Annotated in this window: 19 protein-coding genes; 13 read left to right on the forward strand and 6 right to left on the reverse strand. The window is 58.4% G+C overall.

What is annotated here, in order from left to right:
• The first annotated feature begins 56 nt into the window (after positions 1–56).
• Complete coding sequence (locus tag SH661x_RS06350; RefSeq protein ID WP_437229127.1) at positions 57–278, forward strand: hypothetical protein; 222 nt, start codon at positions 57–59, stop codon at positions 276–278.
• Between the two features lie 52 nt (positions 279–330).
• Here SH661x_RS06350 and SH661x_RS06355 read toward each other — a convergent pair whose 3' ends face one another.
• On the reverse strand, positions 331–2451 hold the full coding sequence (locus SH661x_RS06355) for a diguanylate cyclase (RefSeq protein ID WP_437229129.1): 2121 nt from the start codon (positions 2449–2451) through the stop codon (positions 331–333).
• A 392-nt stretch (positions 2452–2843) separates the two neighbouring features.
• On the opposite strand from SH661x_RS06355, the gene SH661x_RS06360 reads away from it, so the two are divergent.
• The 3 genes from SH661x_RS06360 (at position 2844) to SH661x_RS06370 (ending at position 7630) form a co-directional block, all read left to right on the forward strand.
• Positions 2844–4952 carry a hypothetical protein gene (locus tag SH661x_RS06360; RefSeq protein ID WP_437229131.1) on the forward strand — a complete coding sequence of 703 codons (2109 nt, stop codon included), beginning with the start codon at positions 2844–2846 and terminating at the stop codon, positions 4950–4952.
• A 455-nt stretch (positions 4953–5407) separates the two neighbouring features.
• The gene (locus tag SH661x_RS06365; protein ID WP_437229133.1) at positions 5408–6484 is read left to right on the forward strand and encodes an alpha/beta hydrolase; all 1077 of its coding nucleotides are present in this window, start codon (positions 5408–5410) and stop codon (positions 6482–6484) included.
• 336 nt (positions 6485–6820) lie between these two features.
• Entirely contained in the window at positions 6821–7630 is an 810-nt protein-coding gene (locus SH661x_RS06370; protein ID WP_437229135.1) for a TerC family protein, read from the forward strand.
• A gap of 18 nt (positions 7631–7648) precedes the next feature.
• Here the strand turns inward: SH661x_RS06370 and SH661x_RS06375 are convergent, their stop codons facing one another.
• Positions 7649–8869 (reverse strand): Gfo/Idh/MocA family protein, encoded by a 1221-nt coding sequence (locus SH661x_RS06375; RefSeq protein ID WP_437229137.1) that lies wholly within the window; start codon positions 8867–8869, stop codon positions 7649–7651.
• Between the two features lie 242 nt (positions 8870–9111).
• Between SH661x_RS06375 and SH661x_RS06380 the strand changes: the two genes are divergently transcribed.
• From SH661x_RS06380 to SH661x_RS06390, 3 genes are all read left to right on the forward strand, one after another.
• Entirely contained in the window at positions 9112–10371 is a 1260-nt protein-coding gene (locus tag SH661x_RS06380) for a cytochrome-c peroxidase (RefSeq protein WP_437229139.1), read from the forward strand.
• Positions 10372–10548: 177 nt separating this feature from the next.
• On the forward strand, positions 10549–11901 hold the full coding sequence (locus tag SH661x_RS06385; protein WP_437229141.1) for a PQQ-binding-like beta-propeller repeat protein: 1353 nt from the start codon (positions 10549–10551) through the stop codon (positions 11899–11901).
• 60 nt (positions 11902–11961) lie between these two features.
• Complete coding sequence (locus SH661x_RS06390) at positions 11962–12585, forward strand: thioredoxin family protein (protein ID WP_437229143.1); 624 nt, start codon at positions 11962–11964, stop codon at positions 12583–12585.
• A gap of 35 nt (positions 12586–12620) precedes the next feature.
• Here the strand turns inward: SH661x_RS06390 and SH661x_RS06395 are convergent, their stop codons facing one another.
• Positions 12621–12974: a hypothetical protein gene (locus tag SH661x_RS06395; RefSeq protein ID WP_437229145.1), complete on the reverse strand. Its 354-nt coding sequence runs from the start codon at positions 12972–12974 to the stop codon at positions 12621–12623.
• Positions 12975–13317: 343 nt separating this feature from the next.
• Between SH661x_RS06395 and SH661x_RS06400 the strand changes: the two genes are divergently transcribed.
• The 5 genes from SH661x_RS06400 (at position 13318) to SH661x_RS06420 (ending at position 20370) form a co-directional block, all read left to right on the forward strand.
• Positions 13318–14622, forward strand: a complete 1305-nt coding sequence (locus tag SH661x_RS06400) for an outer membrane protein assembly factor BamB family protein (RefSeq protein WP_437229147.1) — start codon at positions 13318–13320, stop codon at positions 14620–14622.
• A 27-nt stretch (positions 14623–14649) separates the two neighbouring features.
• The gene (locus SH661x_RS06405; RefSeq protein WP_437229149.1) at positions 14650–15858 is read left to right on the forward strand and encodes an aminotransferase class V-fold PLP-dependent enzyme; all 1209 of its coding nucleotides are present in this window, start codon (positions 14650–14652) and stop codon (positions 15856–15858) included.
• Between the two features lie 225 nt (positions 15859–16083).
• Positions 16084–16503, forward strand: a complete 420-nt coding sequence (locus SH661x_RS06410; protein ID WP_437229151.1) for an ExbD/TolR family protein — start codon at positions 16084–16086, stop codon at positions 16501–16503.
• On the forward strand, positions 16503–18764 hold the full coding sequence (locus tag SH661x_RS06415; protein ID WP_437229153.1) for a prenyltransferase/squalene oxidase repeat-containing protein: 2262 nt from the start codon (positions 16503–16505) through the stop codon (positions 18762–18764). Before SH661x_RS06410 ends, SH661x_RS06415 begins: the two co-directional genes overlap by 1 nt.
• Positions 18765–19185: 421 nt before the next feature.
• Positions 19186–20370 (forward strand): EAL domain-containing protein, encoded by a 1185-nt coding sequence (locus SH661x_RS06420; RefSeq protein WP_437229155.1) that lies wholly within the window; start codon positions 19186–19188, stop codon positions 20368–20370.
• On the opposite strand, the gene SH661x_RS06425 is transcribed toward SH661x_RS06420, so the two are convergent.
• Positions 20351–21127, reverse strand: coding sequence for a class I SAM-dependent methyltransferase (locus SH661x_RS06425; protein ID WP_437229157.1), 777 nt, complete (start codon positions 21125–21127; stop codon positions 20351–20353). The genes SH661x_RS06420 and SH661x_RS06425 overlap by 20 nt on opposite strands.
• Before the next feature lie 172 nt (positions 21128–21299).
• Between SH661x_RS06425 and xerD the strand changes: the two genes are divergently transcribed.
• On the forward strand, positions 21300–22247 hold the full coding sequence (xerD, locus tag SH661x_RS06430; protein WP_437229159.1) for a site-specific tyrosine recombinase XerD: 948 nt from the start codon (positions 21300–21302) through the stop codon (positions 22245–22247).
• Between the two features lie 69 nt (positions 22248–22316).
• Here the strand turns inward: xerD and SH661x_RS06435 are convergent, their stop codons facing one another.
• Together SH661x_RS06435 and SH661x_RS06440 are read right to left on the reverse strand one after the other, a co-directional pair.
• A complete protein-coding gene (locus tag SH661x_RS06435; RefSeq protein WP_437229161.1) occupies positions 22317–24155 on the reverse strand; it encodes a hypothetical protein in 1839 nt (612 codons plus the stop codon).
• 30 nt (positions 24156–24185) lie between these two features.
• Complete coding sequence (locus SH661x_RS06440) at positions 24186–25238, reverse strand: Gfo/Idh/MocA family protein (protein ID WP_437229163.1); 1053 nt, start codon at positions 25236–25238, stop codon at positions 24186–24188.
• Between the last annotated feature and the right edge of the window lie 223 nt (positions 25239–25461).

Below are 25461 nucleotides of genomic sequence, written 5' to 3' on the forward strand. Positions count from 1 at the left end.
GGGGCAGGGAAAAGAAATTCACACTCAACACTTCACTCTTATCACTCAACTCTTTCATGGATTGGCAGACGCCTGTTTCTTTGTTGTTCGTTTTGCTGGCTGGCGGAATGGTGTTTCGCTGGCTCTGGCGGATGGTGCGCGGAGCGGGGGCTCGCTGTGGGGCCGGATGTGGAAGTTGTCCGTCGAACAAAACCAATATCAAGGACTTCCCGCTGGTGACGCTGCAGGGACTGCCCTCCGACAAGAAAGCTCGCGTGGATTTCAAGCAGCCCGGTTGAAAGTCCGGGACAGTGTTTCTCGCCATTCAGCAATGGTGTCGCCGTGACCCGTTCAGAAGGGCTGTGGAACGTTCTCCGAAGACCGACGTTCCTGCGAGGCAGGCCGGAGGAATTCCATGTTCTTGTTGAAGTATGCACTCTGGGTGGCGCGGCAGTAGTTGAGCAGTTCGTTGGCAGACTGCAGGATTCCCAGTTGATCGGTACCGGTCATGGCAGCCTGTTCCAGCTCCATCGCCTTGGCACTGATCTCTGGCGCTCCGCACTTGTTCGCAGTCCGGCAGAGATGCCCTGCAATCGCCTCGAGGGTCTCAATGTCCTGCTCGTCGACAGCTTCGGCCAGACGTTCCAGTTCCAGCCCGATCGCCAAAGCAGCTTCGATATCAACATCCATTCGCGGGGCGGATTCGCTTCCCTGGAGAAACAGAACTTCGGAAAACTGCGAAACGATTTCGGGATCGAACTGCGTCCCGGCACAGCGGCGCAGCTCCGCCAGTGCTTCTGCTGGAGACATGGCATTCCGGTACGTGCGTTCGGTTGTCATTGCGTCGTAGGCATCCGCGACCGCCAGAATGCGGGCCCCCAGCGGCAACGGATGACCGGTGCTTAGGCTCTCTCCGTAAGGGCGCGTGTAGTTCGCCACAATCTCTGTCAGTTCCGGTGTGGTGAAGGCGGTCCGGACAATTTCCACTCCGATCCGGTCATGCGCCTGCATCACCTTCCATTCTTCATCCGTCAGCGGAGTCGACTTCAGCAGCGTCGCGTCTGGAACACCAATCTTGCCGATGTCATGAAGCAATGCGGAAACTTCCAGGACATAACAGCCGGTCATGGACATCAGTCGTTGTCCCATGCTGACGCACAGGTCTGCAACCCGGCGGCTGTGGGAGGCTGTTGCGATATCGCGATACGCGAGGGCCGAGATCAAGGCTGTGACGGCCGGGTAGGGGATGCTGGTCGTGCAGTCCTTCAGTTCTGAAGGTGTAGGAACGATCGTTGTGTCTGGGTCTTCCGGAACCGGTTGGCAGACCTGATTGCGGCCCCGATGTTTCGCGCGGTTCAGGCATTGATCCACCAAGGCCAGGAGGCTCTGTGGAGAACCGGGGGCCTGTGACATGGCTGCCACTCCAATGCTGACGGTCAGAGTCACTGCCCCTTCTTTCAGCCTGCTGATCTGATGACGCAGCGTTTCCGCCAGCCGTGCTCCCTCATCCACTCCCGTGTGCGGCATGATGATCAGAAACTCTTCACCGCCGTACCTGCAGACAAGATCGATCTCACGCACGTTGCGAAGCAGGCACAGTCCCAGATCCCGCAGGATCTGATCGGCCACCTGATGGCCATGCTCTTCGTTGACCGCCTGAAAGCGGTCGATGTCCAACAGGATGCAGGCGAGGTCGCTGCCGTCCCGGCGGGCATCGTTCCAGAGTTTTTCCAGCACCTCCAGGCCATGTCGACGGTGATAGCACCCGGTCTGCGGGTCCCGGAGGATCAGTTGTTCCAGTTCTGCATTCTTCTGGCGGAGCTGCATGGACGACTCGCGTACCGTCTCCCGCAGACTGGCAAGTTCTGTCTGCTTCTTCTGCAGCTTGGTGACATCCTGCAGGCTGATCATTGCGGCTCTCGGGTGCCCCTCATTATCGAGGATCGGGCCGGAGTTCATGACGAAGCTGCGATGGGTCTCGCTGTTGAGGCCCAGGATCCGGCCGCATCGGCTGCGCCCTTCTTTGACCGCATCCAGCCAGGACATCTCCTGAGTCACATTCTCCCGCTCATCGGTATCGACCCATTTCCAGCTGAGGTCTTTGGCACGCTGTTCCAGGAGTTCCTCGCTTCGGTGTCCGCTCAACTCTTCAAAGGAGTGATTGACGAAAACGATCCGTCCCGCGTAATCGAGGATAACGATCCCTTCGCTGAGACCGTCGAGTGCTGAATGAAAGTTCCCGGGCACGACCGCAGAATGGCTTTCGACAGGAATCCCAAGAAAACGCCAGGCTGCCAGTCCGAGTCCGGCAGCCACAATGGTTGGAAAGAGTGCCTGTCCGACGGCAGCGTTCCAGTTGCCCGAAACAATTCTGCTCAGGAGCAAAGCGGCAGCGACGGCAGCAGCCATGCCTCCCAGAATGCGAATTGTTTTCAACAGCGTGTGCATGACCGATTCGATCGGAATAGACATAAAATCCGGGAAGATCGGCAAAGTGCGAACCGGGTCGCTGCACCGTCTTTCCCTGCTGTCTGTTCCTTAGCACAACGTCGTTTTTGCGTGACTGTTTTCTAACGGCAGCGTCAAGAAACTTGTGAGCGGTCGTGCTGTTTCCTGAATGATCGGGACAAGCGGAATGCGGTCCACTGGCGCCGACCGAAGCTGTTTCAAATCGAAACAGCAGGGAATTCTCGCAGCTGGTGAGAAAATTCACATTTTTTTGTACGACGCCAGCGGGGAGGGGTCCCTATCTGGAGTGGATTCATGCGTGATCGGCCGCGCTGATGGTCATGAATGTTTTGCCACACACTCCAAGTGTGTGGCCGGGCGCCGAGTATGAACTTCCGCGAACAGGGATCTGCATCATGCGATTAACGTTGCGAACCATTCTGGCCTATCTGGACGACGTCCTTGAACCGGCGCAGGCCCGGGAGATCGGCGAAAAGATCTCCGAAAGCAAAGAAGCGACGGACCTGGTTTCGCGCATTCAGGACGTCATGCGTCGTCGCCGGATCGGAGCCCCTGAGCTGGCAGGCCCCGGTTCCGGACCGGACCCCAATTTGGTCTCGGACTATCTGGAGAATCTGCTTCCGCCCAATGAAGTCGTGGAACTGGAACGGCTGTGTCAGGCTTCTGATGTTCATCTCGCGGAGGTCGCTGCCTGTCATAAAATTCTGAGCATGGTCGTCGGTCAGCCAATCGACGTTTCGGACGAAATGCGTGAGCGGATGTATTTGCTCGGGGGATCGAAATCCCCGGTGGAAACGCCCTCTTCCGGTTCCGTTCCCGCGATGGCCGAAGGGATGGCCGGAGTAGAGACCGAAACGGAATCGGGACTGCCGGAATACCTGACCCGCCGTTCGTTCTTTCAGCAGTATGGCGGGGTTTCACTCGTCGTACTGGGAGCCATCTTCTGGGTGGCCTTCGTCTGGACAGACAGTTCTCTGTGGTCCCGGCAGCCACTGAATGAAGCACTTTCCCGACCGGCCGTGGCGGAGGCCAAGCCTGCCGCTGGAGAAGTGGCTGCTGCAACTCCGGCCCCAGCTCCCAATCAGGCGAACCCCCGCAATATCCCGATGCCGGGAGGCCCCGTCCCTAATTCCGCTGTGCCTGTGGTCGTTCAGACCCCTGCAGGCGGGATCATTCCCCCAGCACCTGCTCCTGCGACTGGCCCTGCTGTGGCTGCGAATGCGAACACGCTCGCTCCGGGATCAAATCCTGCAATGAGTCCGCGTCCGGAACCCCCGAGCCCCGAACCGCCGCTCCCTGCGAATCCGAATGTCCCGCCCGAAGTCGTCCGAGACATGCTTCCGGAGAGTCCGCTGAGCTATCAGTCGGGGGACGAATTCATCATCAAGCATCTGGCCGCCAACCCGGACTGGTATTCCTATCCCGTCACCATTCCCATCGAAGTCGATGATGAACTGGCTTCACCCGCCCCGTTCAGAAACACCTATGGAATCGTGAATGTCCTGGATGTCACGCTGGAGCCGGGAACACGGATTCAACGTCTTCCGCGAACAGAACAGACGTCGCTGGGGCTGCTCCTGAATCGTGGACGGTTGATCCTCACCCGGCCGCTGACAACACCCGAACCGGTGACATTAGAACTGCTGGCAGCGGGACAAAGCTGGTTAATCACTCTGCTGGAGCCGGGAACCCGGGTTGCAGTCGAGTACGGACTTCCCATCCCGCAGGGGCCGCCGGATGAGAAGTTAAAGCTGATTCCGCGCGGCGGAGTTGCCGTTGTCTCCGGTCGCATCCAGATTTCATCGCAAGGCCAGCCTGCCCTCGGACTGACCCGGGAAGACGGGACAGCACTCTGGCCGGCAGAAGGGACAGAACTTGTTCTGAAAGCAGAATTGGCGGCCCCCAGCTGGGCTCTGCAGGAAGAATCTTTGATCACTCCCGCTGCCCGGCAGCTGGCGCGACTCTTTCAAAAAGAGTTCCTGGCCGACCGCACGATTTCCCAATGCCTGGGGCCGGTGGTGAATGATCGTCGTGCCGGTATTTCCGAATTGGCCGTCAAAACGCTCGCGATGATCGGTCAATATCCGTACGTGGTTGGGGCCTTGCAGTCCGACCATCAGGAGTCACGTCTGGCTGCCATTCAGGCGCTGCGGGAATGGCTGGGTGAAGATCCCGAACAGAATACCGTGCTGCTGGAACAGGAGCTCGGAAAGACTTTTCGAGGCGAATCTGTCCCGACGCTGGAAAGGCTGCTGTGGGGGTACTCGGTTCAGGATGCAGCGAATCCTCACGTTTCGCGTCAGTTACTGGACTGGATGAAGGACGATCAGATCGCAATTCGACAACTTGCGTTCGAAAATGTCTCCCGGCTCGTCGGCAAGACCTATGATTACCTGCCGATGGCCCCTCCCGCGGAACGCCGGGCTGCCCTCGGCCGTTGGGATGAGTACCTCAAACGGAGCGGGGGGACGCTGCTGCCGCCGGAACCGGCGGTGGGGCAGTGAGGGGGGCGGCTAGGGACGAGGGCCTAGGGTCTAGGGTCCAGAGGATTGGGGATTGGGGATTGGGGGGGATGAAACTGGTGGTGATGCCTGGTTGAATTGTCAGAGTTGGTGAGGGTTTTGAGTGGTTTGGCTCTGGACTCAGGAACACCGCAGTCAGCACCGCGAGTGGCGCAGGTACATCCGGCACAACCATTGCACGTGATTCGACAGCGGCAGGACACACAGGTCGTCCACTGCTCCTAACAAGTAACCTGACCACGACTGCGGCCAAAAATGCCGATCTCCGAATCCGAAACTCCATTCCGCTCCGATGAGGAGTCGATCACAACTGCGAGGCGCACAGGCCGGCACCCCGAGACCTCTGCACCAGCCAGATGGACCTGGATGGAGAATCATCACGGAGGCAGCCGTTTGATGACCTTCACATCCATTCAGAAGCAGGCGTGCATCTGGCCATGAGGCTGATTGTTTTTCTGTTGCGAGTTCTGTTTTTCTCGGTGATCGCCCTGCCGGTGATCGCTGACGACGCTGCGTATTTCCCGCAGGCCGAAACGGTCGTCGTCAACAAAACCGCTGCTGCCACAGATGCTCTGCTCATTCCGGCTGCTCCAGAGCGAGTTCCGGTCGAGTCCGTCGCGGAAACCCTTGCTCCTGTCGCCGCACCTGAAACCTGTTGTGCAAACTACTGGATGGTGAGCAGCCGTTATTCGGTTCAGAACGTCCATGAACGCTGTCGAGGCCCCTGGGGGTTGAACGTTCAGGAGCTGCACTGCGACGGGACGTCCCGCAACAGCAATGTCACTGAACTCTCCTCGCAGCTTGTTCCGGGCGTCCCTGTTTGTATTTTTGTCCACGGCAGCTTTGTCGAATTGCCAAATCAGTACGTCGAAGCAGCCGGGTTCTATTCGTGCGTCCGCAGCCGGAACGCTGCTCCGCTGCAGATGATCTTTTTCACATGGCCGAGTGATGGTCCTTACACCGGCTGCTTCCCGCTGGACGTTGCAGTGCGGGGGCGGCAGGCGGATTTCAACGGGTTCCATCTGGCGTATCTGATTTCGCAGATACCAGCTTCCTGTCCTGTCTGTCTGGTTGGGCACAGTCACGGAACCCGCGTGATCCTGTCCGGAATGCATCTTGTCGGCGGTGGGACGATCGAGGGGTATTCCTTCCCATATTCCACCGGAGAAGGTCGACGCTACCGGGTGATTCTGGCTGCTGGTGCGATGGACCATAACTGGCTGAATCCGGGGCAGCCGTTTGCATGTGCGCTGAACCCCGTTGAGTGTCTGTTGAACCTTCAGAACAGACACGACCTGGCTCTGGCTGCATTGCCGCTCTCGCGTCCATTTGGAAGGCGCGCGGTCGCCCGTTCTGGCTTCACATCGCACGATGTCCGGGCTCTGGGGGGGAATGCCGCCAAGCTGCGAGACTGCGATGTGACTGATCTGGTCGGGCATAAGCATTACTGGCCGTACTATTACCGCCAGCCCGCAGTGATCGGGGCGATGCTCCCCTACATCTACTTCCAATGACAGTACTTCCAAGTTCTCCGGGCGATCATCGTGAGAGGTCAGAGGTCGGGGAACAGAGGTCAGGAAATCGCTTGTTTTCCAGTGCTTTTCTGACCTCCGACCTCTGTCCCCTGACCTCTTCTTTCAATTCGATCAGACTTGGCACTACTGAATGATGTTCTGTGAGCATTGGCTCGCTGGTTTTCGGATCGATCTGCGTCTTCGCACGTGTCTCTCTGGCGAATTCCCTCTTTACGCATCTTCACCGGAGATTAATGTGAAGGTGTTGCGAACTTCGTCAAGTGCCTGAGCCCGCTGTCGGAATCGACCTGCGAAGTCTGACTTTAAAGGAATGCGATGGACTGGTTGATCCCTCTCCTCACCCTCACCGCGATGGAAATCGTGCTGGGGATCGACAACATCGTTTTCATCAGCATTCTGGTTGGCAAGCTCCCTCCCGAGCGCAGAGCACTCGCCCGCACGCTGGGACTCGGCGGGGCCATGGTGACCCGAATCCTGCTGCTGTTATCACTCAGCTGGGTTCTGAGTCTTGATGAACCATTCGTGCACTTTACAGATCTTGGCGTGCCCTCCAGCTGGATTGAGGCCATCCAGCCGAAAGGAAAAGACGTCCCTGCCGAGGTGATTGCCCACCAGTATGAGGAGATCAACGGCATCTCCGTCCGTGACTTGATCCTTCTGGTCGGGGGTCTGTTTCTGATCGGCAACAGCGTCGTCGAGATTCATCACAAGCTCGAAAGCCATGAAGACCGGCATCAGGTGCCGCAGCGTGCGAGCTTCTCGTCCGTTCTTATCCAGATTGCGGTGCTCGACATCATCTTCTCGCTTGATTCCGTCATTACCGCAGTGGGAATGGCGAAAGAGATCTGGGTGATGGTGGTGGCGGTCATTCTTTCGATCTGCGTGATGATGCTCTTTGCAGGATCCGTGGAACGCTTCGTGACGAAGCATCCAACCGTCAAAATGCTGGCACTCAGCTTCCTGATCCTGATCGGTGTGCTGCTCGTCGCGGAAGGGGTCGGAACACCGATCAACAAAGGGTACATCTACTTTGCCATGGCGTTCTCTCTTGGCGTGGAGCTGCTGAACATGCGATTGAGAAAGCCGCAGCCTGACCACGCGCCGCATGAATTGCCGACCCCGTGACTTCATCGCTGGATCTCTTCATTCCTTCCAGGTTGTGAACGGATGGGCGCGATCCTGCAGCGGAAGCGGAATTGTCTTTCCCCCTGCGACGTGTGACGCAAAGACCGCGTGGATCATCTCGACATTGGCCCGGCCATCCAGTTCGCTGCAGAGAGCCGGACGCTGTTCTGTGATGGCAGCGATCAAGTCTTCAGCGGGGATGTGATGATCTGCAACTCTTTCTGCCAGATTTTCGATCGTCTCCGGTTTCCCGACGCCGTTGCTGGTGATGGGGATCCTCGGCGGGGGTGTTGAGCCTGCTTTCGTTGGATCGCCCGGGATGAAGTGAGCCAGCGGTTGAAGGTCGAACTGGACTTCAATCAGCCCTTTGGTCCCGATGAACTTGAGTTTGAACTGATCGGGCGTGTTGCCCCGATTGCGAACCGATTGAAAGTGAAAGGGAATCCCGCTTGCCATCTCGAAGCGAGCCTGCAGCGAGTCTCCGGCGATCAAGCCAACCCCTTCATCCCCTTCATGGAGATCGCTCGGGACTGCCGGCCGGTCTCCCTTGCGAATGACCGCGGTGCACGAGATGGCTTCGCCGACGAGGACTCTGGTCATGTCCAACTGATGGGATCCCAGCACCCACAAGTCGAGGCATCCTCCGCGATGGTCTTCTTTGCCCCAGCCCCGGATCTCCTTGAGTTCACCAATCGTGCCATCCTGCAGTGCGGCTTTGACGGCCGGGACAGCAGGGTGGTAGTGGTTTCGAAACGCGATCGCGATTCTGCAACCGGAGTTCTCGCAGGCAGCCACGATCTCGTCCGCTTCGGCCGGGGTGCGACAGAACGGTTTCTCGCAGTAAATTCCTCGAGCTCCACTCTCGATCGCTGCGAAAATCATGTCGCGATGTTCATCGATCCAGCGGGGAGCGACCGCCACGATTTCAGGCCGGGTCTCAGCGAGCATCGTCCGGTAGTCGGGGTAGGCCGGGACACCGGGCAGCCGCATCTGTTCTTTGTTGCGACCCGCTTCGTTCGCGTCAGCGAATCCCACGACCTGCATCTGCGGCATCGTCAACCAGAAGTTGTCCAGGCCATGGCCGTAGTTTCCGCGTCCTGTATGACCGCTCACCCCGACTCGCCAGCTCTTCTCCGCAGCCTGTAACGGCCGACCGGCCAGGATTGTTCCAGTCGCGATCAGGGAGGCGTTCAAAAATCGGCGCCGGTCGAAAATCAAACTTTCAGGGGCAGCTGGCATCGCTGGGACTCCTTCCGGGATTGAGGCGGGATCCTGACCGGGTCATTCAAAGATCAGTCTTAACAAAGATTTTCCAGCAATTCGATCAGGTCGCGTTTTTTGATTCCGAACCTGACGTGGCGGGGGCCGCATTCTGTACAAAATCACGGGCAGAGGATCGGACTGGCCGATTCAATTGTGATGCATATAATGAAAAGCCCTTGAAATCCCACCGTCCCCATCACTCCGGAAGACGTAACTTCATGAACCGTTCCATCCTGAAATTCGGGTTCACCTGCAGCCTGATGTGCCTCGCCCCGCTTCACGCGTTTGCAGCGGCTCCTGCTGCTGGAGATTCGAAGAAAAATGAAGTCACTCTGGGGACAGAGGACCTGCTCTCTGGAATTCCGGGCGAAGGTCCGTTGAAGGCCGAAGAAATCAAAAAATGGCTGGCTGATCCCGCCAACCTGCAGCCGCTGACGATCAAGCTGCCGCTGGGACTGGCTGCCGGGGCATCGACGATCAAAGGGATTGAAGAGAACCCGATGACCCGGGCGAAGATTGAACTGGGACGTCAGCTCTACTTCGATCCGCGATTGTCTGCGGACGGCACGGTCAGCTGCGCCTCCTGTCACCATCCGGACAACGGCTACGCCAAGGAAACGCAGTTCGGCGTGGGAATCGGCGGTCAGCAGGGGGGCCGGAATTCGCCGGTCAGCTTCAATCGGATCCTCTCGGATCTGCAGTTCTGGGACGGCCGTGCGGGATCGCTCGAAGATCAGGCCATTGGCCCGATCGCCAATCCGATCGAAATGGGAAACACTCACGAAGCGTGTGTTGCGGATATCGCCAAGGTGCCGGGGTATCGGCTGCAGTTCGATGCCATCTTCGGCAAGGACTCCGTCAACATCGAAAATGTGGGCAAAGCGATTGCTGCCTTCGAGCGGGCAATCGTGACCGGTCCTTCTCCATTCGATTATTACGAAGAACTGCAGAAGTTCTCCAAGCTGGATCCGGATGACCTCAAAGACCTGCTCGAAGAAGATGAGGCAGCCGCTGCGGCCTACGCTGCTGCCAAGGATGGTCTGAGTGAACGTCCGATGAACGAGAGTGCGGTTCGCGGGCATGAGCTGTTCTTCAGTGAACGCGTGAACTGTGCTGCCTGTCACGTCGGGGCGAATCTGACTGACGAGAAGTACCACAACCTCGGGATTGGGATGGACGCCAAAGAGCCGGATATCGGTCGTGCTGCCATCACCGGTGACGAGAAAGACTGGGGCGCCTTCAAAACTCCGACGGTTCGCAACGTCGCCCTGTCCGGACCGTACATGCATGACGGCAGCCTGAAGACCCTGATGGACGTGGTCGAGCATTACAACAAAGGGGGAACTCCCAATAAAAATCTCAGCGACAAGGTCAAGAAGCTGAACCTCACCGAACAGGAAAAGATCGACCTGGTTTCCTTCATGGAAGCTTGCACCGGTCCATTCCCGAAGGTCGAGCACGACCGGCTGCCGGAATAGCTTCGGAGTCGCAGTTTTCTCTCAGCGTTCAGAATGTGCTCTTTCGGGAGCACATTCTCGTTTCGGGAGGTCTGTGTTGCCGGGATTCGGGGCTGAGAATTCTTGCCCAAAGTGGCGGACATTCTCGTCCCTGCACTTAATGCCCGGAGGTGAGCGTGATACGATCGATTCCTCCCCATGACTGACGATCCTGCCTTCGTTTACGATGGAGCCGATATGGCTGGCCTGACAGTGCGTCCCCGAGTCTCTCTCCTCCTGACGGCTTTGACCGTTTGCGTTTCTTCAGCAACGCAAGCAGGTGAAAACTGGCCGACGTTCCGCGGGTCAGACCGATCCGCAGTTTCCAGCGACACCGGATTGCTGGAACGCTGGCCCGAAGAGGGGCCGCCACTCCTGTGGAAAGGGACCGGAGCTGGACGTGGATATGCGGAGCTGGCTGTTGCGGATGGCCGGATCTACACGCTGGGAGATGCTCCCTCGACCGCAGACGACAAAGATGAGTATCTGGTCTGCTTCGATCAGAAGACCGGAGAACAGATCTGGCGGACGAAAACCGGAGCCCCCTGGACGGAAGGGAAGCCGGACTGGCAGAGCTCGCGGGCCACTCCGTCTGTCGACGGCGATCTGGTCTTCGTCCTCACTCCCCAGGGAGAGCTGGTCTGTTGCAAAACGGAAGATGGTGCCGAGGTCTGGCGGAAGAATCTCCCCAGCGAATTTGGAGGAGTGAAGGCCGATAGCTGGGGCTACAGTGAATCGGTCCTCGTTGACGGGGATCATGTGGTCTGCACCCCCGGCGGAGAGAAGTCCACGATGGTCGCCCTGAATAAGCGCACAGGGGATCTGGTCTGGACCTGTGTCCGACCCGGAGACACGGGAGCCGGACATTCCTCGATCGTGAAGACCGATGTCGGCGGAACCAAAGTTTATGTTCAATCGACCGGGCTGGGCCCGATGGGCGTACGGGCCAGCGACGGCACATTGCTCTGGTCAGTCCCCATTGAGAAGACCACTGCAGTGATCCCCACACCGGTTGTGCGAGACAACTTTGTCTTCTTCGTTGCGGGTTACAAGCGGGGAGGGATGCTGCTGAAGCAGACCGCCGGCGCAGATTCGACGGTCACGGTTGAGGAGATTTATCCTCTCAATATCAAGCTGGCGAACAAGCATGGAGGTGTGGTTCTGGTCGGGGACTATCTGTACGGGGACTCTGACGACGCCGGGATCCCTTACTGCGCAAACCTGATGACCGGGGAGATTCAGTGGGCAGAGCGGGGCTCGGGGAGAGGGTCAGCCAGTGTCGCTGCTGCGGACGGTCATCTTTATTTCCTGTTCTCGAACGGAAAAATCTGTCTGGTCCCAGCGAATCCCGAGAAGTACGAAGAGGTCAGTTCGTTTCAGGTTCCCGGCAGTGGTGACCGTCCCAGCTGGTCGCATCCTGTGATTGTGGGAGGGAAGCTGTACCTGCGCGAACAGGATTCAATTCTCTGCTACGACCTGCGGAAAATTTCGGAGAAGCGAGCCAGCCGGTAGTTGCTGACCGTTTGTGTGTTCGTGACACCTGCATGTGAACTTCGACCAACAGGGACCAAAATGTCTGCTCGAGCAATGTTGTTGATCGCCTGTGCCGCCTGTGTGCTGCCCGGCGACCTGTCGGTACAGGCTGGGGAATTCAATGAAGTCCTATCCATCGGGGATGTCGCTCCAGCGTGGCAGGATCTTCCGGGAACGGATGGGAAAACGCACTCGCTCTCCGATCTGAAGGACAAGACGGTTGTGGTGGTGGTCTTCACCTGTGCCAGCTGCCCGACCGCTGTCGACTATGAGGCCCGGATTGCAGCCCTCGCCCGCAAGCATGCCGATCAGGTGGCAGTGGTGGCGATCTGTGTCAATCAGGTGGAAGCAGATCAGCTCCCAGCCCTGACCCAGCGGGCTCAGGAGCAGAAGTTCAACTTCGACTATCTGTCCGATGCTTCACAGAAAATTGCCCGGGACTATGGAGCTGTTTTCACTCCCGAGTTCTATGTGCTGAATCGGGACCGGAAGATCGTCTACATGGGAGCGATGGACGACAGCACGAATGCTGACGACGTTCAGGCCCGGTATGTTGAAGATGCTGTCCAGGCGGCGCTCGCCGGAACGGATCCCGAGGTCAAGGAAGTGATCGCCCGTGGTTGCCGGGTGCGCTACGCCAAAGAGCGGCGCAAAGCGAAATGAATACGGAGTTGATCCTCAACCTCTGATCGGTTCAATCACGCCGACGGAGTGTTGGTCGGTTTGAAGCCTGGATCTGGACCGGCGTCATCGGCGGGAGGAGGGTTTGTGTCGTTGAGCGGCCCTTTCACCGGGGGAAGGAACTCATCCGCCGGAGGCACCTTCTTGGGCGGGGTCACCGGGGGCAGCGTCTTCGGCTCCTCTGGAGGAGTCTGAGGTTTCGCGGGCTGGGCCGGAGTGACTACGGGAAGCGGTGATTCGTAGTGTATCGGTCCGGAACTGACGCAGGTCGGATCACAGCCGTTAAAGTCGCAGCGTTTTTCAGCCTGATGACACCCCGCAGACAGGGCCGTCCCCAGGAACAAAAGCACCAACGATTGCGGAAGTTTCATGATCAGCCTGACCTCGACAGGGGACGCCTGTGGCCCGTAACGATTATCATGATCGGATCGATACGTGCGATGAAATGAGTTGAATGGGTTCTTCGGAATCGCAACCCGGGGAACCACAAAGCAAAAACTCCCGAACTTGTCCATTTTGACAGAGGCTTCACGACCCCAATGGTGTCCTTGAACGTTTGAAGGCCCGGGAACGGATTGAGAATCACCCAAATCTGCCAATTCCAGCCGGTCCCCGGGGAACCTTCTTCGACTCTGAGATGTCATGCATTCCCTCCGTTTGTCCCTGAGTGCCTCTGATACTGCCATCACTCACCCCCCTCTTCGGAACCAGATTATGGACTGTCTTTTCAGAGTTGCTGTGGTGTGCCTGTCACTGGGAGCGGGGACGGCGATCGCTGCGGAGAGCTGGCCGGAGTTTCGTGGACCAACCGGGCAGGGGAATGCGGGCGACGCACAGGTACCGCTCCACTGGAGTGGAACCGAGAACGTCACCTGGCGGCAAACGATTCCCGGGATTGCCTGGTCCTCCCCCGTGGTGGTGAACGGGCGCATCTACCTGACGACCGCTGTTGACGTGACTCCTCCGCCTGCCGAGATGCCGGAGAACGCTGAAGAATCACAGTCCCCTGCGGAACCAGTTGATCCGGCGGTTGAACTGGGAGCGATGTGCCTGGCCGCGGAGTCCGGGGAAATTCTCTGGCAGAAGACCCTCTTCGTGCAGCGAGGAGAGGTTGAAATCCACAAGAAGAACAGCCACGCCAGTCCGACCCCGGTCGTGGAAGGGGAGGCTTTGTATCTGCATTTTGGACCGCACGGAACCGCTCGGCTGACTCTCGATGGCGAAGTCGTCTGGACTCAGAAACTGGACTATTCTCCGACACATGGAAACGGGGGCTCACCCGCCATTGCGGAGGACCTGCTCATCATCTGCTGTGATGGGCATGACGTGCAGTACGCGGTCGCCCTGGAGAAAGAGACAGGAAAAGTCCGCTGGAAGAAAGATCGTGGGGTGAAGGCCTCCAAGGGATTCTCATTCGGAACACCGCTGGTGGTGGAGGTCAATGGCCAGTTGCAGGCGGTCTGCCCGGCCAGCGGAGCGGTCTATGCCTATGAACCTCAGACCGGCAATGAGATCTGGAGAGTCGAATACGGTGACGGTTATTCCGTCACTCCCCGGCCGATTTACGCTGCCGGTCTGATTTTTGTCTGCACTGGATACAACAAACCGTTGCTGCTGGCGATCGATCCAACCGGGGCCGGGAACGTGACGGAAACTCACGTCCGCTGGCAGACAGACAAGCACGTGCCGCATTCTCCTTCGCTGGTGCATTCGGGAAACCTGCTGTTCTTCGTTTCGGACAAAGGGATCGCCCGGTGCGTCGATGCTGCGACGGGGGAAAGCCGATGGCAGGAGCGACTGGGAGGAAATTATTCCGCTTCTCCGCTGGCCGCTCAGGGGAGGATCTATTTCCAGAATGAGGAGGGCGAAGCAATCGTCGTCGCAGCGTCGGCCGAGTTTGAAGAACTCGCGAGAAACCGTCTGACCGAAGAGGAACGGACGTTCGCTTCCTATGCGGTGTGTGATGGAGCGTTGTTCATTCGCAGCGAAGGCCATCTGTTTCGTATCGAACAAAAGTGAAGAAATCCTGAGAGTCTGTGAGTGTCAATGATCCCGCACCCTGATGCCGAACAGGATCGGCTCAACTTCGCCAGCCAGGAATGGACGTTCCCGACCGGCGTGCATTATCTCAACCATGGTTCTTTCGGTCCGACGCCGCGCAGCGTGCTCGACGTGCGGGAACAGTTCCAGCGGGAACTGGCTGCCAATCCGATGGACTTTTATCTGCGGAAACTGGAAACGGCTCTGGATGAGGCCGCTGCCAGACTCGCACGCTTTGTGAAATGTCCCGCGGACAACCTGATTTTCGTTTCGAACTCGACTGCTGCCATGAACATCGTGGCGGCGAATGTGGAACTGAATCGTGATGACGAAGTCCTGCTGACCGATCATGAGTACGGAGCTGTCGTCCGGATCTGGGGTCAGGTCTGTCAGAAAGCGGGAGCCAGAACGGTCCTGGTCCGACTGCCGGAGCCGCTGCTGTCCGAGGATGACGTGGTCGAAGCCATCTTTGCCAAGGTTACTCCTCGCACCAGGCTGCTGGTTGTCAGCCATGTCACCTCTCCCACAGCCGTAATTCTGCCGGTGAAGAAGATCTGCGAAAGGGCCCGGCAACAGAAACTCCAGGTCTGTATTGACGGACCTCACGCGCTGGCGATGCGGGATCTGGATCTGAATTCCATTCCCTGCGACTTCTACGCGGTGAGCTGTCACAAATGGTTGTGTGCTCCGCTGGGGAGCGGGTTTCTCTACGTGCGATCGCGTCACAAGCAGGGCCTGCAGCCCAGCGTTGTCAGCTGGGGTCGGAGTCTGATGGGACGCCCCCCCTCGTGGAAGGATGAATTCCACTGGCCCGGGACGTTCGACCCGACGGCCTCCCTTTCCATTCCGGCAGCGATCGAGTGGCTCGAGGGGTACGGGATCGAGCGTTTCCGGACCCAGATGCACGCACTGGCCCAGTTCGCCCGCAACCAGCTGCTGGAAATTCCGGGCGCGACTGCCCTGTGTCCGGATTCCCCTGACTGGTATGGGACCATGGTCACGGTCCGCCTGCCCCTCACCGACCCTGAGGCCAATCCCCATCTGGGGCATCCGCTGCAGCTGTGGCTGTGGGAGAATTATCGGATTGAAATTCCGGTTCTGCGCTGGCAGGACCATGTGCACGTGCGTGCTTCGTGCCACCTCTACAACAGCGAAAGTCAGTACGTGCGGCTGAAAACTGCGGTTCTGGAATGGCTGGAGAGCGTTGCCGTCTGAATTCTCCCAGACTTCCCAGTTTGGCAGTTTTTTGTGAAGTTGCTCGGTTTACGAAGACGTTCGAGGGGCGAAATTGAGAATTCGCCTCCTTGAAACGGAAACGTGTCGATATCATTGGGGCGGCGGAAATTCCTCCCGGTCGGGGGGAGCTGCCGTTGTCACGGAACTCTGCCTCCGCTCGACAGACTGTTCATTTCACACGGACGACTCGGTTCGACGTTCAACATGCCGATCAAAAGTACGGAACTGGAAGAGCCGACCCTGATCCTCACTCCGATGGTCGACATCGTGATGTTGATCATGATTTTCTTCATGGTCAGCACCGAATTTCGCCGGCGCGAGAGTCAGTACGAGATCCAGCTTCCCAAGGTGACCGAAGCCCAGCCGCTGACGGCGCTCCCGGATGAACTGACCGTGAGCGTCCAGTCCGACGGGACGATTCACCTGGGAGGCGAGACGAAGACGATTGATGAATTGGAGCTGGAACTGACGGCGGCCCAACAGCGGTATGCCGATCAGGTGGTGGTCATCCGCGGGGACGGAACCGGGCCGTATCAGCACATCATGACCGTTTTGAATATCTGCCGGCGGGCGAAGATCACCAACATTCAACTGGCGAATCAGGTTGAAAAAGGGGCGCGTTGATGCTGGCTGCCGTCAACCTCTCTGCGGAGTTCTGGCACCTTGCCCGGGTCGTGATCGCGCTGTTTCAACCGCTTCTGGTGCTGGCCCTGATTGGCGGTCTGGTGGTGGCGACGGCCCATCTCCTCACGATGATCGGGACCCGCTGGGGAGATCGCCGCACCTCGTCAAAGTCGATGTTCTTTTCCGTGGTGATCCATCTCCTGCTCGCCATGGGGCTGATCACGCTGATTCCGGAATACCGATCCAACCTGATGCATCGACTCGCGGAGTTCGAGTCCCAGCCGATTCGCGTCTCGAATTCCGGCACGCTGGATGATGAAGCTCACGAGCTGGGCAATGGCGGGAAATCGACCCTGTTCCATGCCATTCCGCAGGCGTCCGACCGGGCGGACCTCGCCTGGTCGCGAGCGGAAGTTCCTCAGGATCTCTCCTCGGATGTGAAGCCGCTGCCCAAGCCGGGGGAGACACTCCCGTTTGAATCACCGCTGGTCCCGGACCGCGACCGGTTGCCGGAACCCGTCGCTCCCGCCCCTGTGCAGGAGATGCCTGTCGCTCGTCCTGAACTTGAGCAGGCAATGTCCGATCTCAACCCGGAAAAACTTCCGACGGAATCACGACCGGAAGTCGCTCCGCCGACGATGGTGCGGGATCGCACCGAAAGTCTGGCTGCCGTCAGTCCTCAGCCTGATAGCCCTCAGCGGCCTGCAGCTCCGGGGGCCGAAATGTCCGCTGCCGATTACTCTCCGGACCGGCAGGCACCTGACTTGGCTGAGATCAGTCCCGATGCTGAACTGGCGCGTTCGCAGAACGAAATGACCACCCGACGTGAAGAACCCGCTCCCGCAGTTGTGACTTCGCCGGTGGCTCCGATTCCGAAGAGCGATTCGAATGCTACTTCGACTTCGGGCGGACCAGCCAGCCCGCTGATGGCAAGAACCGAATCCAGAACAACAATCCCCGCGCTCGACACCCCCACAACCGAGCGGGTGCGACCTCGCGTTCCGACAGAACCAGTGGAGTCCTTTCCGGGGCGCATGGAGACGCGGGCGCCGGGAGACGGAAGCGTGCTCCCGTTGCCGATGGAACAGCCTCGCCTGACCAGAACCAACGACCCGTTCATGCGTCGGGGGGATCAGGAAAAGGTTCCCTCCGCGTATCGACTGCGTTCGGATGAAGAGCGTGAAAAGGCCCTGATGAAGTTCGGTGGCTCGCAGGAGTCCGAAGCTGCCGTCGACCGCAGTTTGAAGTGGATGGCTTCCGTTCAGAATCCTGCCGGCTACTGGGATGCCAGTGAGTACGAAGCGGGCACCATCGAGAAGGACGAGAACGGGGTCGATCGCAAAAACGCCGGACGTGAAGCGGATGTGGGAGTGACCGCGCTCGCTGTGCTGGCGTTCCTCGGCAAACTGAATACGGTGGATCAGGGAGAGTACTCGCCGCAGGTGAATCGGGCTCTGCGCTGGATTGTTTCCCAGCAGACGACAAAGAACTGGGGAGAAGGGTGGGGAAGCACACCGGGTTATCTGGGTGGGAAAGCCACCGACTACGAAGCGATGTACTGCCATGCCATGGCGACGTTCGCACTGGGTGAAGCGTACGCAATGTCCCGGGACAACCCGGACGCACAGTGGCTGCGGGCTCCGCTGGAGGAGGCGGTGATGTTCATTCTGGATGTGCAGAATGTGGATGGCGGGTGGCGCTATATCAAAGGTCAGCGTGAAGGAGACATGAGTATTTTCGGCTGGCAGGTGATGGCGCTCAAGAGTGCCGAAGCAGCCGGCATTTCGATTGATCCTCAGCGGAAAGCCCGGATGCGAAAATTTCTGGTCGACCGCCAGCTGGGAAATGCGGGGGGCCTGGCCGGATACCGGTCGAAGGAAGCCGCGAGCGCCGCGATGACCGCGGAAGCGCTGTACTGCCGGCAGATGCTCGGCATTGCGGACGACACGCAGGCGAATCAGGAAGCGATCCAGATGATGCTCGCCAACGTCCCCCGGCGAACGACGCTCAATTTCTATTACTGGTACTACGGCACGCTCGCGATGCATCAGCATGGCGGCCCGGAATGGGAGAAGTGGAACGCCAATGTTCGAGACTTGCTCATCTCGGAACAGCGTTTAACTGGTCCACTGGCAGGGAGCTGGGACCCGCGGGATATCTGGGGCGGCTATGGAGGCCGTATGTATGCAACCGCGATCGCGACACTGAGCCTGGAAGTTTATTACCGGTATCTTCCGTTGTATAGAATCCAGGAAAACTGACAGTTTCGTCATGTTAGGAACCTGCACGCTGGCGAGTTTTCCAGGCTGCCAGTTTTTTCGTGAAAGAACAGTGTTTCACTGAAAATCCCGGCTCGTTGCTTCGTCCCGAACGGTTATTCCGGATTCCGCGAGACACGACCCCGCGCCTGCCGGCATTTTCCGTTTATCCGCTATATCAGCCGTAACTGGCCAATCCGGCACTTTCGCCACGGCTCCGAGTTTCCCCGAGTCTTTTCTTTTTCCATGCTGCCGCAAATCCCTACCGCAGCTGAATTGAATCGTAGCGTCTTGTATCTCCCAATTTTGGTGTGATGAGGGAATCGTGCATCGGTTCCTTGCCAGCGCCACGGCAACATCGCACCGCCACTGGAGGTGATTCCCGGGGCAGCGTGCTCCGGTTCCTTCGACATCTGGTTCCATCATGGCCGCACAATTACACATCTCGACGCCAGGAGCCACTGCTGCTCCCAAAGCGCGCGATGGCTGGTTCCTGATCGGGTGCCTGCCGCCCGTGAAGTCATTGAGTGAAATCAAGATCAATTCTCCCACGTTCGTCATCGGCCGACGATCTGAATCCGACCTCCAGATCGCCTCTCAATGCGTCTCCGCACGGCATGCAGAGATTCTGCGGATTGGACCTCATCTGTTCATTCGCGATCTGGGAAGCACCAACGGGACCTACCTGAACAGACGCCAGGTCAAACAGCCGACACCTATCGCCGCCGGCGACCACATTGAAATTGCCAACGTCGAATTCCGCGTCGAATTCCGTGACGGCGACCTCAAAGATTCCCGCAGCGAACTGGAAGCACTGAAGAAGACCACGCAGGCGGTCGACATCCTCGAATCCAACTGGGTCCTCAGCCAGTTCGATCTACTAATGCAGGATGGACTGGTGACCCCGTCCTACCAGCCGATTCTGGACCTGAAGGATCTTTCCACGATTGGATATGAAGCTCTGGCCCGGACATCGCTGATCGGACTGGAGAATCCCGCCGAACTCTTCCGCACCGCGGAGATGGTCAAAAAGGAAGTTGAACTCAGCATCGTCTGCCGTCGCAAAGCGGTCGAACACAGCAGCTTCATTCCTCGATCCAACAGCCTGTTCGTCAACACGCATTCCAACGAGCAGTTTCAGAAGGATCTGATTCCTTCGCTGAAGGAAATCCAACTGCAGTTGCCGGATCTTCCCATCGTGGTCGAGATTCATGAAGGGGCGATTCATGACCCGCACCTGACCGCCGAGTTCTGTAGAAACGTCCGCGGCCTGGGATACAAAGTGGCCTACGACGATTTCGGAGCCGGCCAGTCACGCCTGCTGGAACTCGTGAAAGCTCCGCCCGATTATCTGAAGTTCGACGCCTGTCTGATTCGCGACATTCATGAATCCAATCCCTATCAGCTGCGCATGCTGAAGATGCTGGTGGACATGTGTCATGATGTCCCCATTATCACGATTGCTGAAGGGGTCGAAAATCAGGAAGAGTATGAAGCCTGTCGCGATCTGGGCTTTGATATGGGGCAGGGCTTCTATTTTGGTCGCCCCAAACCGGAGTCGGCCTACCTGCAGGCGGACCAGCCGACGACTAAGATCGATCGAGTTTAAGAATCTGGAATTCGTTGCTGAGTGGGGTCGGGCATTCCTCACCCCGTTCATTCTGAATCCGCACGCGGAACCCGTGGTCCACCGCCAACTGGTAGAAGAACTGCGCCTGGTATCTTCCCGGATCCCCCAGCCAGCAGACTCCACCGGGGGCCAGCATCCGCTGGATCAGCTTGAGCAGCGGCTCATGTAACGCTGCATCGTAAGTCACTTCGCATCCCATCAGGACCGGGTAGGTTCGATTCGGGACCTCACGCCAGTCGAGCTGCAGCAGATCGGGATTCGGAAGCTGATTGTTGCGGGCATTCAGGCGGCATAGGTGCAGGGCGGTTGCATCGTAATCACTGTAGGTGACGTGGTCGCCTCGCAGCTGGGACGCCAGACCGACAAGACCGATGCCTGCCCCCAGTTCCAGCACGGACGTTCCGACCGGCCATTCCGCATTCAGCACAGCCGCTGCCATCTTGATTGCACTGGGCCACAGAAACGCCCAGTACGGCATGTAGTCGTTCTTTTCGTTTTCGCGATGGACCTGCGCGTCGTCCAGAAACAGGTCCGGATCGCTGGGCCGCATCAGGCGAATGCTGGCGGGGCCGACCTGGATCTCCTGCTCAGTCCAGCCTCCGGGAATCTCGGGGAGTTGATCCGGTGACTCCGGCAGGTGTGGGAACGCGGAAACACCGGACTCTTCGGGGGGGGCAGAATCTTTGGGCGAGCTGTTCATCCGCCCGTTGTAGACCGTTTCTGAGGACAGGTTCAAGGGAGTGATACGGAGATCAGCAAGTGAAGACGGGAGAATCCCCACAATCGGCAGAGCTTGTCGTCCTGATCTGCCAACGCTCCTCTGCCCATACAGCGAGCCTCCAGCAAATGTCGATCAACCTAAAGAGAAATCCTTTTCCCTGTCCCCTTTTCCCTGACCTCTCTCCTCCATGCCTCCACGCCGCAGACCGACATCGCCGGGTCAGGCTGCCACGACCCGGATGCTGCATCCCAGCCAGTATCTGCCGTCCTTCCTGAGTTATCTGGAAGCGGAATGCGGGATGTCTCTCAATACGGTTGCAGCCTACAAGAACGACCTGCAGCAGTTCATCGCCTGGATGGATGGAGAGCAGATCACCTCAGTGCTGGACGTGAATCTGCAGGTGCTGTCCGGATTCGTGGAAGCGTTGCACGCCCGGGAGCTGAAGACGACCACTATTTCGCGGCGGCTGGTCGCGCTGAAGATGTATTTTCGTTATCTGGTGCTTGAAGGTGTCGTCGCTGAGAGTACGGTCGAGTTGCTGTCGTCACCGAAGCTGTGGCGGTATCTGCCCACGGTTTTAAGTCCGGAGAAGGTGGATGAACTTTTGTCGGCTCCGGGATGGAATGACCAGTTTCCGCTGCGCGACCGAGCCGTTTTGACGGTTCTGTATGCGACCGGATGTCGTGCTTCGGAAGTGACGGGCCTGAAGGTTTCGGACGTTAAGCTGGAACAGAGTTTCTGCCGGTGTCTGGGTAAGGGGAACAAAGAGCGAATCGTTTCGTTAAATCCTGTCGCGGTGAAAGCGATTCAGGATTACCTGACACGCGAGCGGCCGCTGCAGGCCAGAATGCGTGATTCGGAGTACCTGTTCCTGACCCGCACAGGCCGACCGCTCACCCGCATTAACATCTGGCATCTGGTGAAGCGTTACGCGCTGCGGACAGGCTGTGGAACGAAGATCAGTCCGCATACGCTGCGTCACAGTTTCGCGACGCACATGCTGGCGGGGGGAGCGGAGATCCGTGCCCTGCAGGAGATGCTGGGACATGCGAGCATCAGGACAACTCAGATCTATACCCAGGTGGAGCACAGCCGATTGAAGTCGATCCACGCCAAGTGCCACCCGCGGGGGTGAGTCGAGCAAAACGCTGCCGCGTTTTGCTAACTCCTAACTCCTAACTCCTGCCCACTACCCACTCCAACCTCACTCATCCCCTTTACCCAGGTACGAACGGTCGATTCCCAGCAGCACTTTCAGGCTTGTCGACACGGTTCCCAGTGCGATGCCGATCATAATCGCGCGGTTTCCCGCTGTGTTGAAGATCGACATGATGTAGACCGTCATCTGGTCCAGGCGGAAGGCTGAGAATTCGTTGGGAATCCAGCTGGTGAGTGCCGGACCGGCGGAGGTTCGGCCCAGCAGGATGATGAACGCGGTTCCCAGCAGCAGGATCGCTTCGAGGTTCTTGGCCCGGAAGGCCCGGAAGGCAGCGGAGGCCACATAAAACGCCAGGACTGCGAATGTCGTCGTCAGCAGCGGTTGCATCGCGTATTCATACAGCCACCAGAACGGACTTCCCTGGGCACTGTAATCGCCGGACCAGGGGAACTTGGTCTGATGGGCGGAAATGAACAACTCCCCCACTTTCTGCCGCCATTGAAACTGCTCACGTGCATCCTGCAGCAGGAAGTTGACGATCTCCGGACTGAGTGGTCCGACCGCCAGCATCCGAAAGCAGAGATCCTTCATCTGGTCAGCACGCGTCGGCAGACTGTCGAAGAAATCATTCAGGGCTTCCTGCTGCGTGGCTGTGAATTCACCCGCAGCGATCAGCTGTTCAGTCAGCTGTGCCTGCGTCATCTCGGGGGTTTCGACAAACTTTTGAACCAGCGCTGTCTGTTCAGGATTGAGGACGACGGGGGGAGGAGCAGCTTTGGTAAGCTGCGGATTGGACTCGCCCACCTGAATCTCCGCCAGCAGTTCACACGAGGACTTCGGTTCCGGCGCGGTGATGCCTGCTGTGTTGAGGACCTGAACCAGCAGCTCGGGCTTCCAGTCCGCAGCGAACAGATTTTCCAGAGCAGTCCGCTGGTGATCGTTGAGTTTTCCCAGACGGTTCAGGCTGTCAATCAGATCGGTGACCTGTGCAGACGTGTAAGGACGGACTCGCGGTGCGTGTGTCCATTGATCAGCGATCTGATCCCGCAGTCTGATTGACATCGGGCCATGAACTGTCAGCGTGTTGTCACTCAGCTGCACGACAGCCAGCTGGCTTTCTGGAATCGAAAACCCAGCAGGGACCTTTGAAACCTGAATGAAAGTTTTACGACGGCTCAGGTCGTACAGCTGGTCGACTGCCTTTGTCGTCACCTCGGAGGAATGAAGGACGTTTAGCAGCGATGCGCGCTGCTGGTCATTCATCATTCCGCGAAACGCGAGGACGTCATGACCGGGCAGGTAGCGGATCTTTCCCGCCAGTTCGGCTGGGGGCTGAGCGAGTTCGAAAAGCCGTTCGGCCTGGCATCGCCACTCCAGCGTGTCCTGGAAGGCGCTCAGGTCGTCGAACTGTTCCTGCTGCATCCACCCGACGAACTTCAGGACTTCGCGGCCGTTTTCATTTGTGACGCTCAGTTGCTGGCGAACGGACTTTGGTAACGGTGCGCCATCCCCGCGGGACAGGGGACTGGTGAGGGGCAAGTTGAACGTGGGGAGGACGGCCGGGGAGATCTGGGCGAACGATTCTCCATACGCCTCGACGCTGGGCTCAGGAGGACAATCGACTTTCAACAGCCCCAGCGCCAGCGTCAGAACAAAGCAGAACAGCGTGACCGCCGAGTAACCCCATCCCGCTTTCCGGTCACTGATCTCCTGCAGGTGCAGTCGAAAGAGATTTGCACCCCCAAGGATGAACGCAATGGCTGCCAGGACGTCAAACCAGATCGCTGCTTCTTCACCCGCCTGTTGAAAGGCGGGGATGAAGAAGGCCACGATCAGGACGAAGCCACCGATCGCTGTGATCAGTAAGGGAATGAGTCGTTTCATGGGGGAGCTGTCGATGACATCGGGCGTCGCTCAAACTGCCTGAGGCTTGGCAGAGCGAATGCTTTCGGCTTCCGCGTAACAGATCTTCAGGGCGTCGCAGGCGAGCCGGCCGGAGAGGACGTCTGGAGCCACGCCGGCGCGAACTCCATCGACTGCCGTCTGGATCTCGCCGACAAATGCGCCGCACCATTCCGGATTGCCGCCGGGGTCCGGAGTCTGGATCGGACCGGAATTCGGGATGAGGGTCAGCGGACGGTTCACGGTCCAGGCATCTCCATACGTGCCGACATCCAGTTGAATCGTCGCCTTCTCCAGCAGAAGTTCGAAGCTCTGTGCGAATTTCAACTGGCCTGCTGCGATTCCCCCGCTGATGCAGCTGACCGTGAGGTCCGGATCGTCGTAGAGATATTGCGTGCAGACATGATTGACGAACCCTTCTTTGAGCAGTCCTCGTGAGAAGACCGCAGTGGGAATTCCGCACAGCAGGCCGATGTAGTGATTGTCATGGATGTGGAGATCGATTCCCCATCCCCCGAGTTTGCGGAAGTCGCTGATGTCCCTGGACCAGTCGGGAGGTGCGATCACTCTGCGGAACGACGCCCCCAGCAGCTTGCCGTACTCTCCTCCAAGGATGCATTCGCGGGCCCATCGGAATTCCGGGAAGAACGGCAGCACATGGGCGACCATCAACAGCTTGTTCGCAGCTTCAGCGGCAGCGAGCATGCGATTGGCAGCCTCCAGCTCGATGGCGATCGGCTTTTCGACAAGGACATGCTTCCCGGCCTGCAGGGCTTCGATAGCAACCTGTTCGTGCTGGTCGGTCGGCAGGCAGACATGCACCAGATCGATGTCCGGATCCCGCAGCAGGTCCGCATAGTCTTCGTAAGTCTTAACGCCGTGGAGATCCGTTTGCGAACTGCCGCGAGGTCCGAAGTTTCCTTGAATGTCGGACCAGTCGCCAGCCAGCTTCTTCTTGTTGCGAGTTGCAATCGCTGCGACGTGTGCTCCCTGCACATGCTTGATCGCTTCGAAGTGGGTCATCCCCATGAAGCCCAGTCCAATGATCCCGATGCGTATGCTCATCTGCTGACTTTGCCTGATAGATGTGGTGCGGTCTGGTTTGATACTGGCCCCCGGCGTGCGATGAAAGCAGAGAGTCCCGGGATCCGGAAGTCACGGTTCAGGAGCGTCCAGGGCCAGCGATCATCTGTCGCAAAGTACCAGAGCAGCGATCCCGTGCCAACTTGACCGGCTTGCAAACCGGAGTTTGGAAAAGTCCAATCAAGTGAAGTTCCCCGTGATCTGC

The organism is Planctomicrobium stercoris, from assembly GCF_051465655.1.
GTDB lineage: Bacteria > Planctomycetota > Planctomycetia > Planctomycetales > Planctomycetaceae > Planctomicrobium.

Excerpts from the sequence above, each read along its gene's own strand:
- SH661x_RS06350 (WP_437229127.1), top strand. The coding sequence starts at position 57 with ATGGATTGGCAGACGCCTGTTTCTTTGTTGTTCGTTTTGCTGGCTGGC.
- SH661x_RS06355 (WP_437229129.1), bottom strand. The coding sequence starts at position 2,451 with ATGTCTATTCCGATCGAATCGGTCATGCACACGCTGTTGAAAACAATT.
- SH661x_RS06360 (WP_437229131.1), top strand. The coding sequence starts at position 2,844 with ATGCGATTAACGTTGCGAACCATTCTGGCCTATCTGGACGACGTCCTT.
- SH661x_RS06365 (WP_437229133.1), top strand. The coding sequence starts at position 5,408 with ATGAGGCTGATTGTTTTTCTGTTGCGAGTTCTGTTTTTCTCGGTGATC.
- SH661x_RS06370 (WP_437229135.1), top strand. The coding sequence starts at position 6,821 with ATGGACTGGTTGATCCCTCTCCTCACCCTCACCGCGATGGAAATCGTG.
- SH661x_RS06375 (WP_437229137.1), bottom strand. The coding sequence starts at position 8,869 with ATGCCAGCTGCCCCTGAAAGTTTGATTTTCGACCGGCGCCGATTTTTG.
- SH661x_RS06380 (WP_437229139.1), top strand. The coding sequence starts at position 9,112 with ATGAACCGTTCCATCCTGAAATTCGGGTTCACCTGCAGCCTGATGTGC.
- SH661x_RS06385 (WP_437229141.1), top strand. The coding sequence starts at position 10,549 with ATGACTGACGATCCTGCCTTCGTTTACGATGGAGCCGATATGGCTGGC.
- SH661x_RS06390 (WP_437229143.1), top strand. The coding sequence starts at position 11,962 with ATGTCTGCTCGAGCAATGTTGTTGATCGCCTGTGCCGCCTGTGTGCTG.
- SH661x_RS06395 (WP_437229145.1), bottom strand. The coding sequence starts at position 12,974 with ATGAAACTTCCGCAATCGTTGGTGCTTTTGTTCCTGGGGACGGCCCTG.
- SH661x_RS06400 (WP_437229147.1), top strand. The coding sequence starts at position 13,318 with ATGGACTGTCTTTTCAGAGTTGCTGTGGTGTGCCTGTCACTGGGAGCG.
- SH661x_RS06405 (WP_437229149.1), top strand. The coding sequence starts at position 14,650 with ATGATCCCGCACCCTGATGCCGAACAGGATCGGCTCAACTTCGCCAGC.
- SH661x_RS06410 (WP_437229151.1), top strand. The coding sequence starts at position 16,084 with ATGCCGATCAAAAGTACGGAACTGGAAGAGCCGACCCTGATCCTCACT.
- SH661x_RS06415 (WP_437229153.1), top strand. The coding sequence starts at position 16,503 with ATGCTGGCTGCCGTCAACCTCTCTGCGGAGTTCTGGCACCTTGCCCGG.
- SH661x_RS06420 (WP_437229155.1), top strand. The coding sequence starts at position 19,186 with ATGGCCGCACAATTACACATCTCGACGCCAGGAGCCACTGCTGCTCCC.
- xerD (WP_437229159.1), top strand. The coding sequence starts at position 21,300 with ATGCCTCCACGCCGCAGACCGACATCGCCGGGTCAGGCTGCCACGACC.
- SH661x_RS06435 (WP_437229161.1), bottom strand. The coding sequence starts at position 24,155 with ATGAAACGACTCATTCCCTTACTGATCACAGCGATCGGTGGCTTCGTC.
- SH661x_RS06440 (WP_437229163.1), bottom strand. The coding sequence starts at position 25,238 with ATGAGCATACGCATCGGGATCATTGGACTGGGCTTCATGGGGATGACC.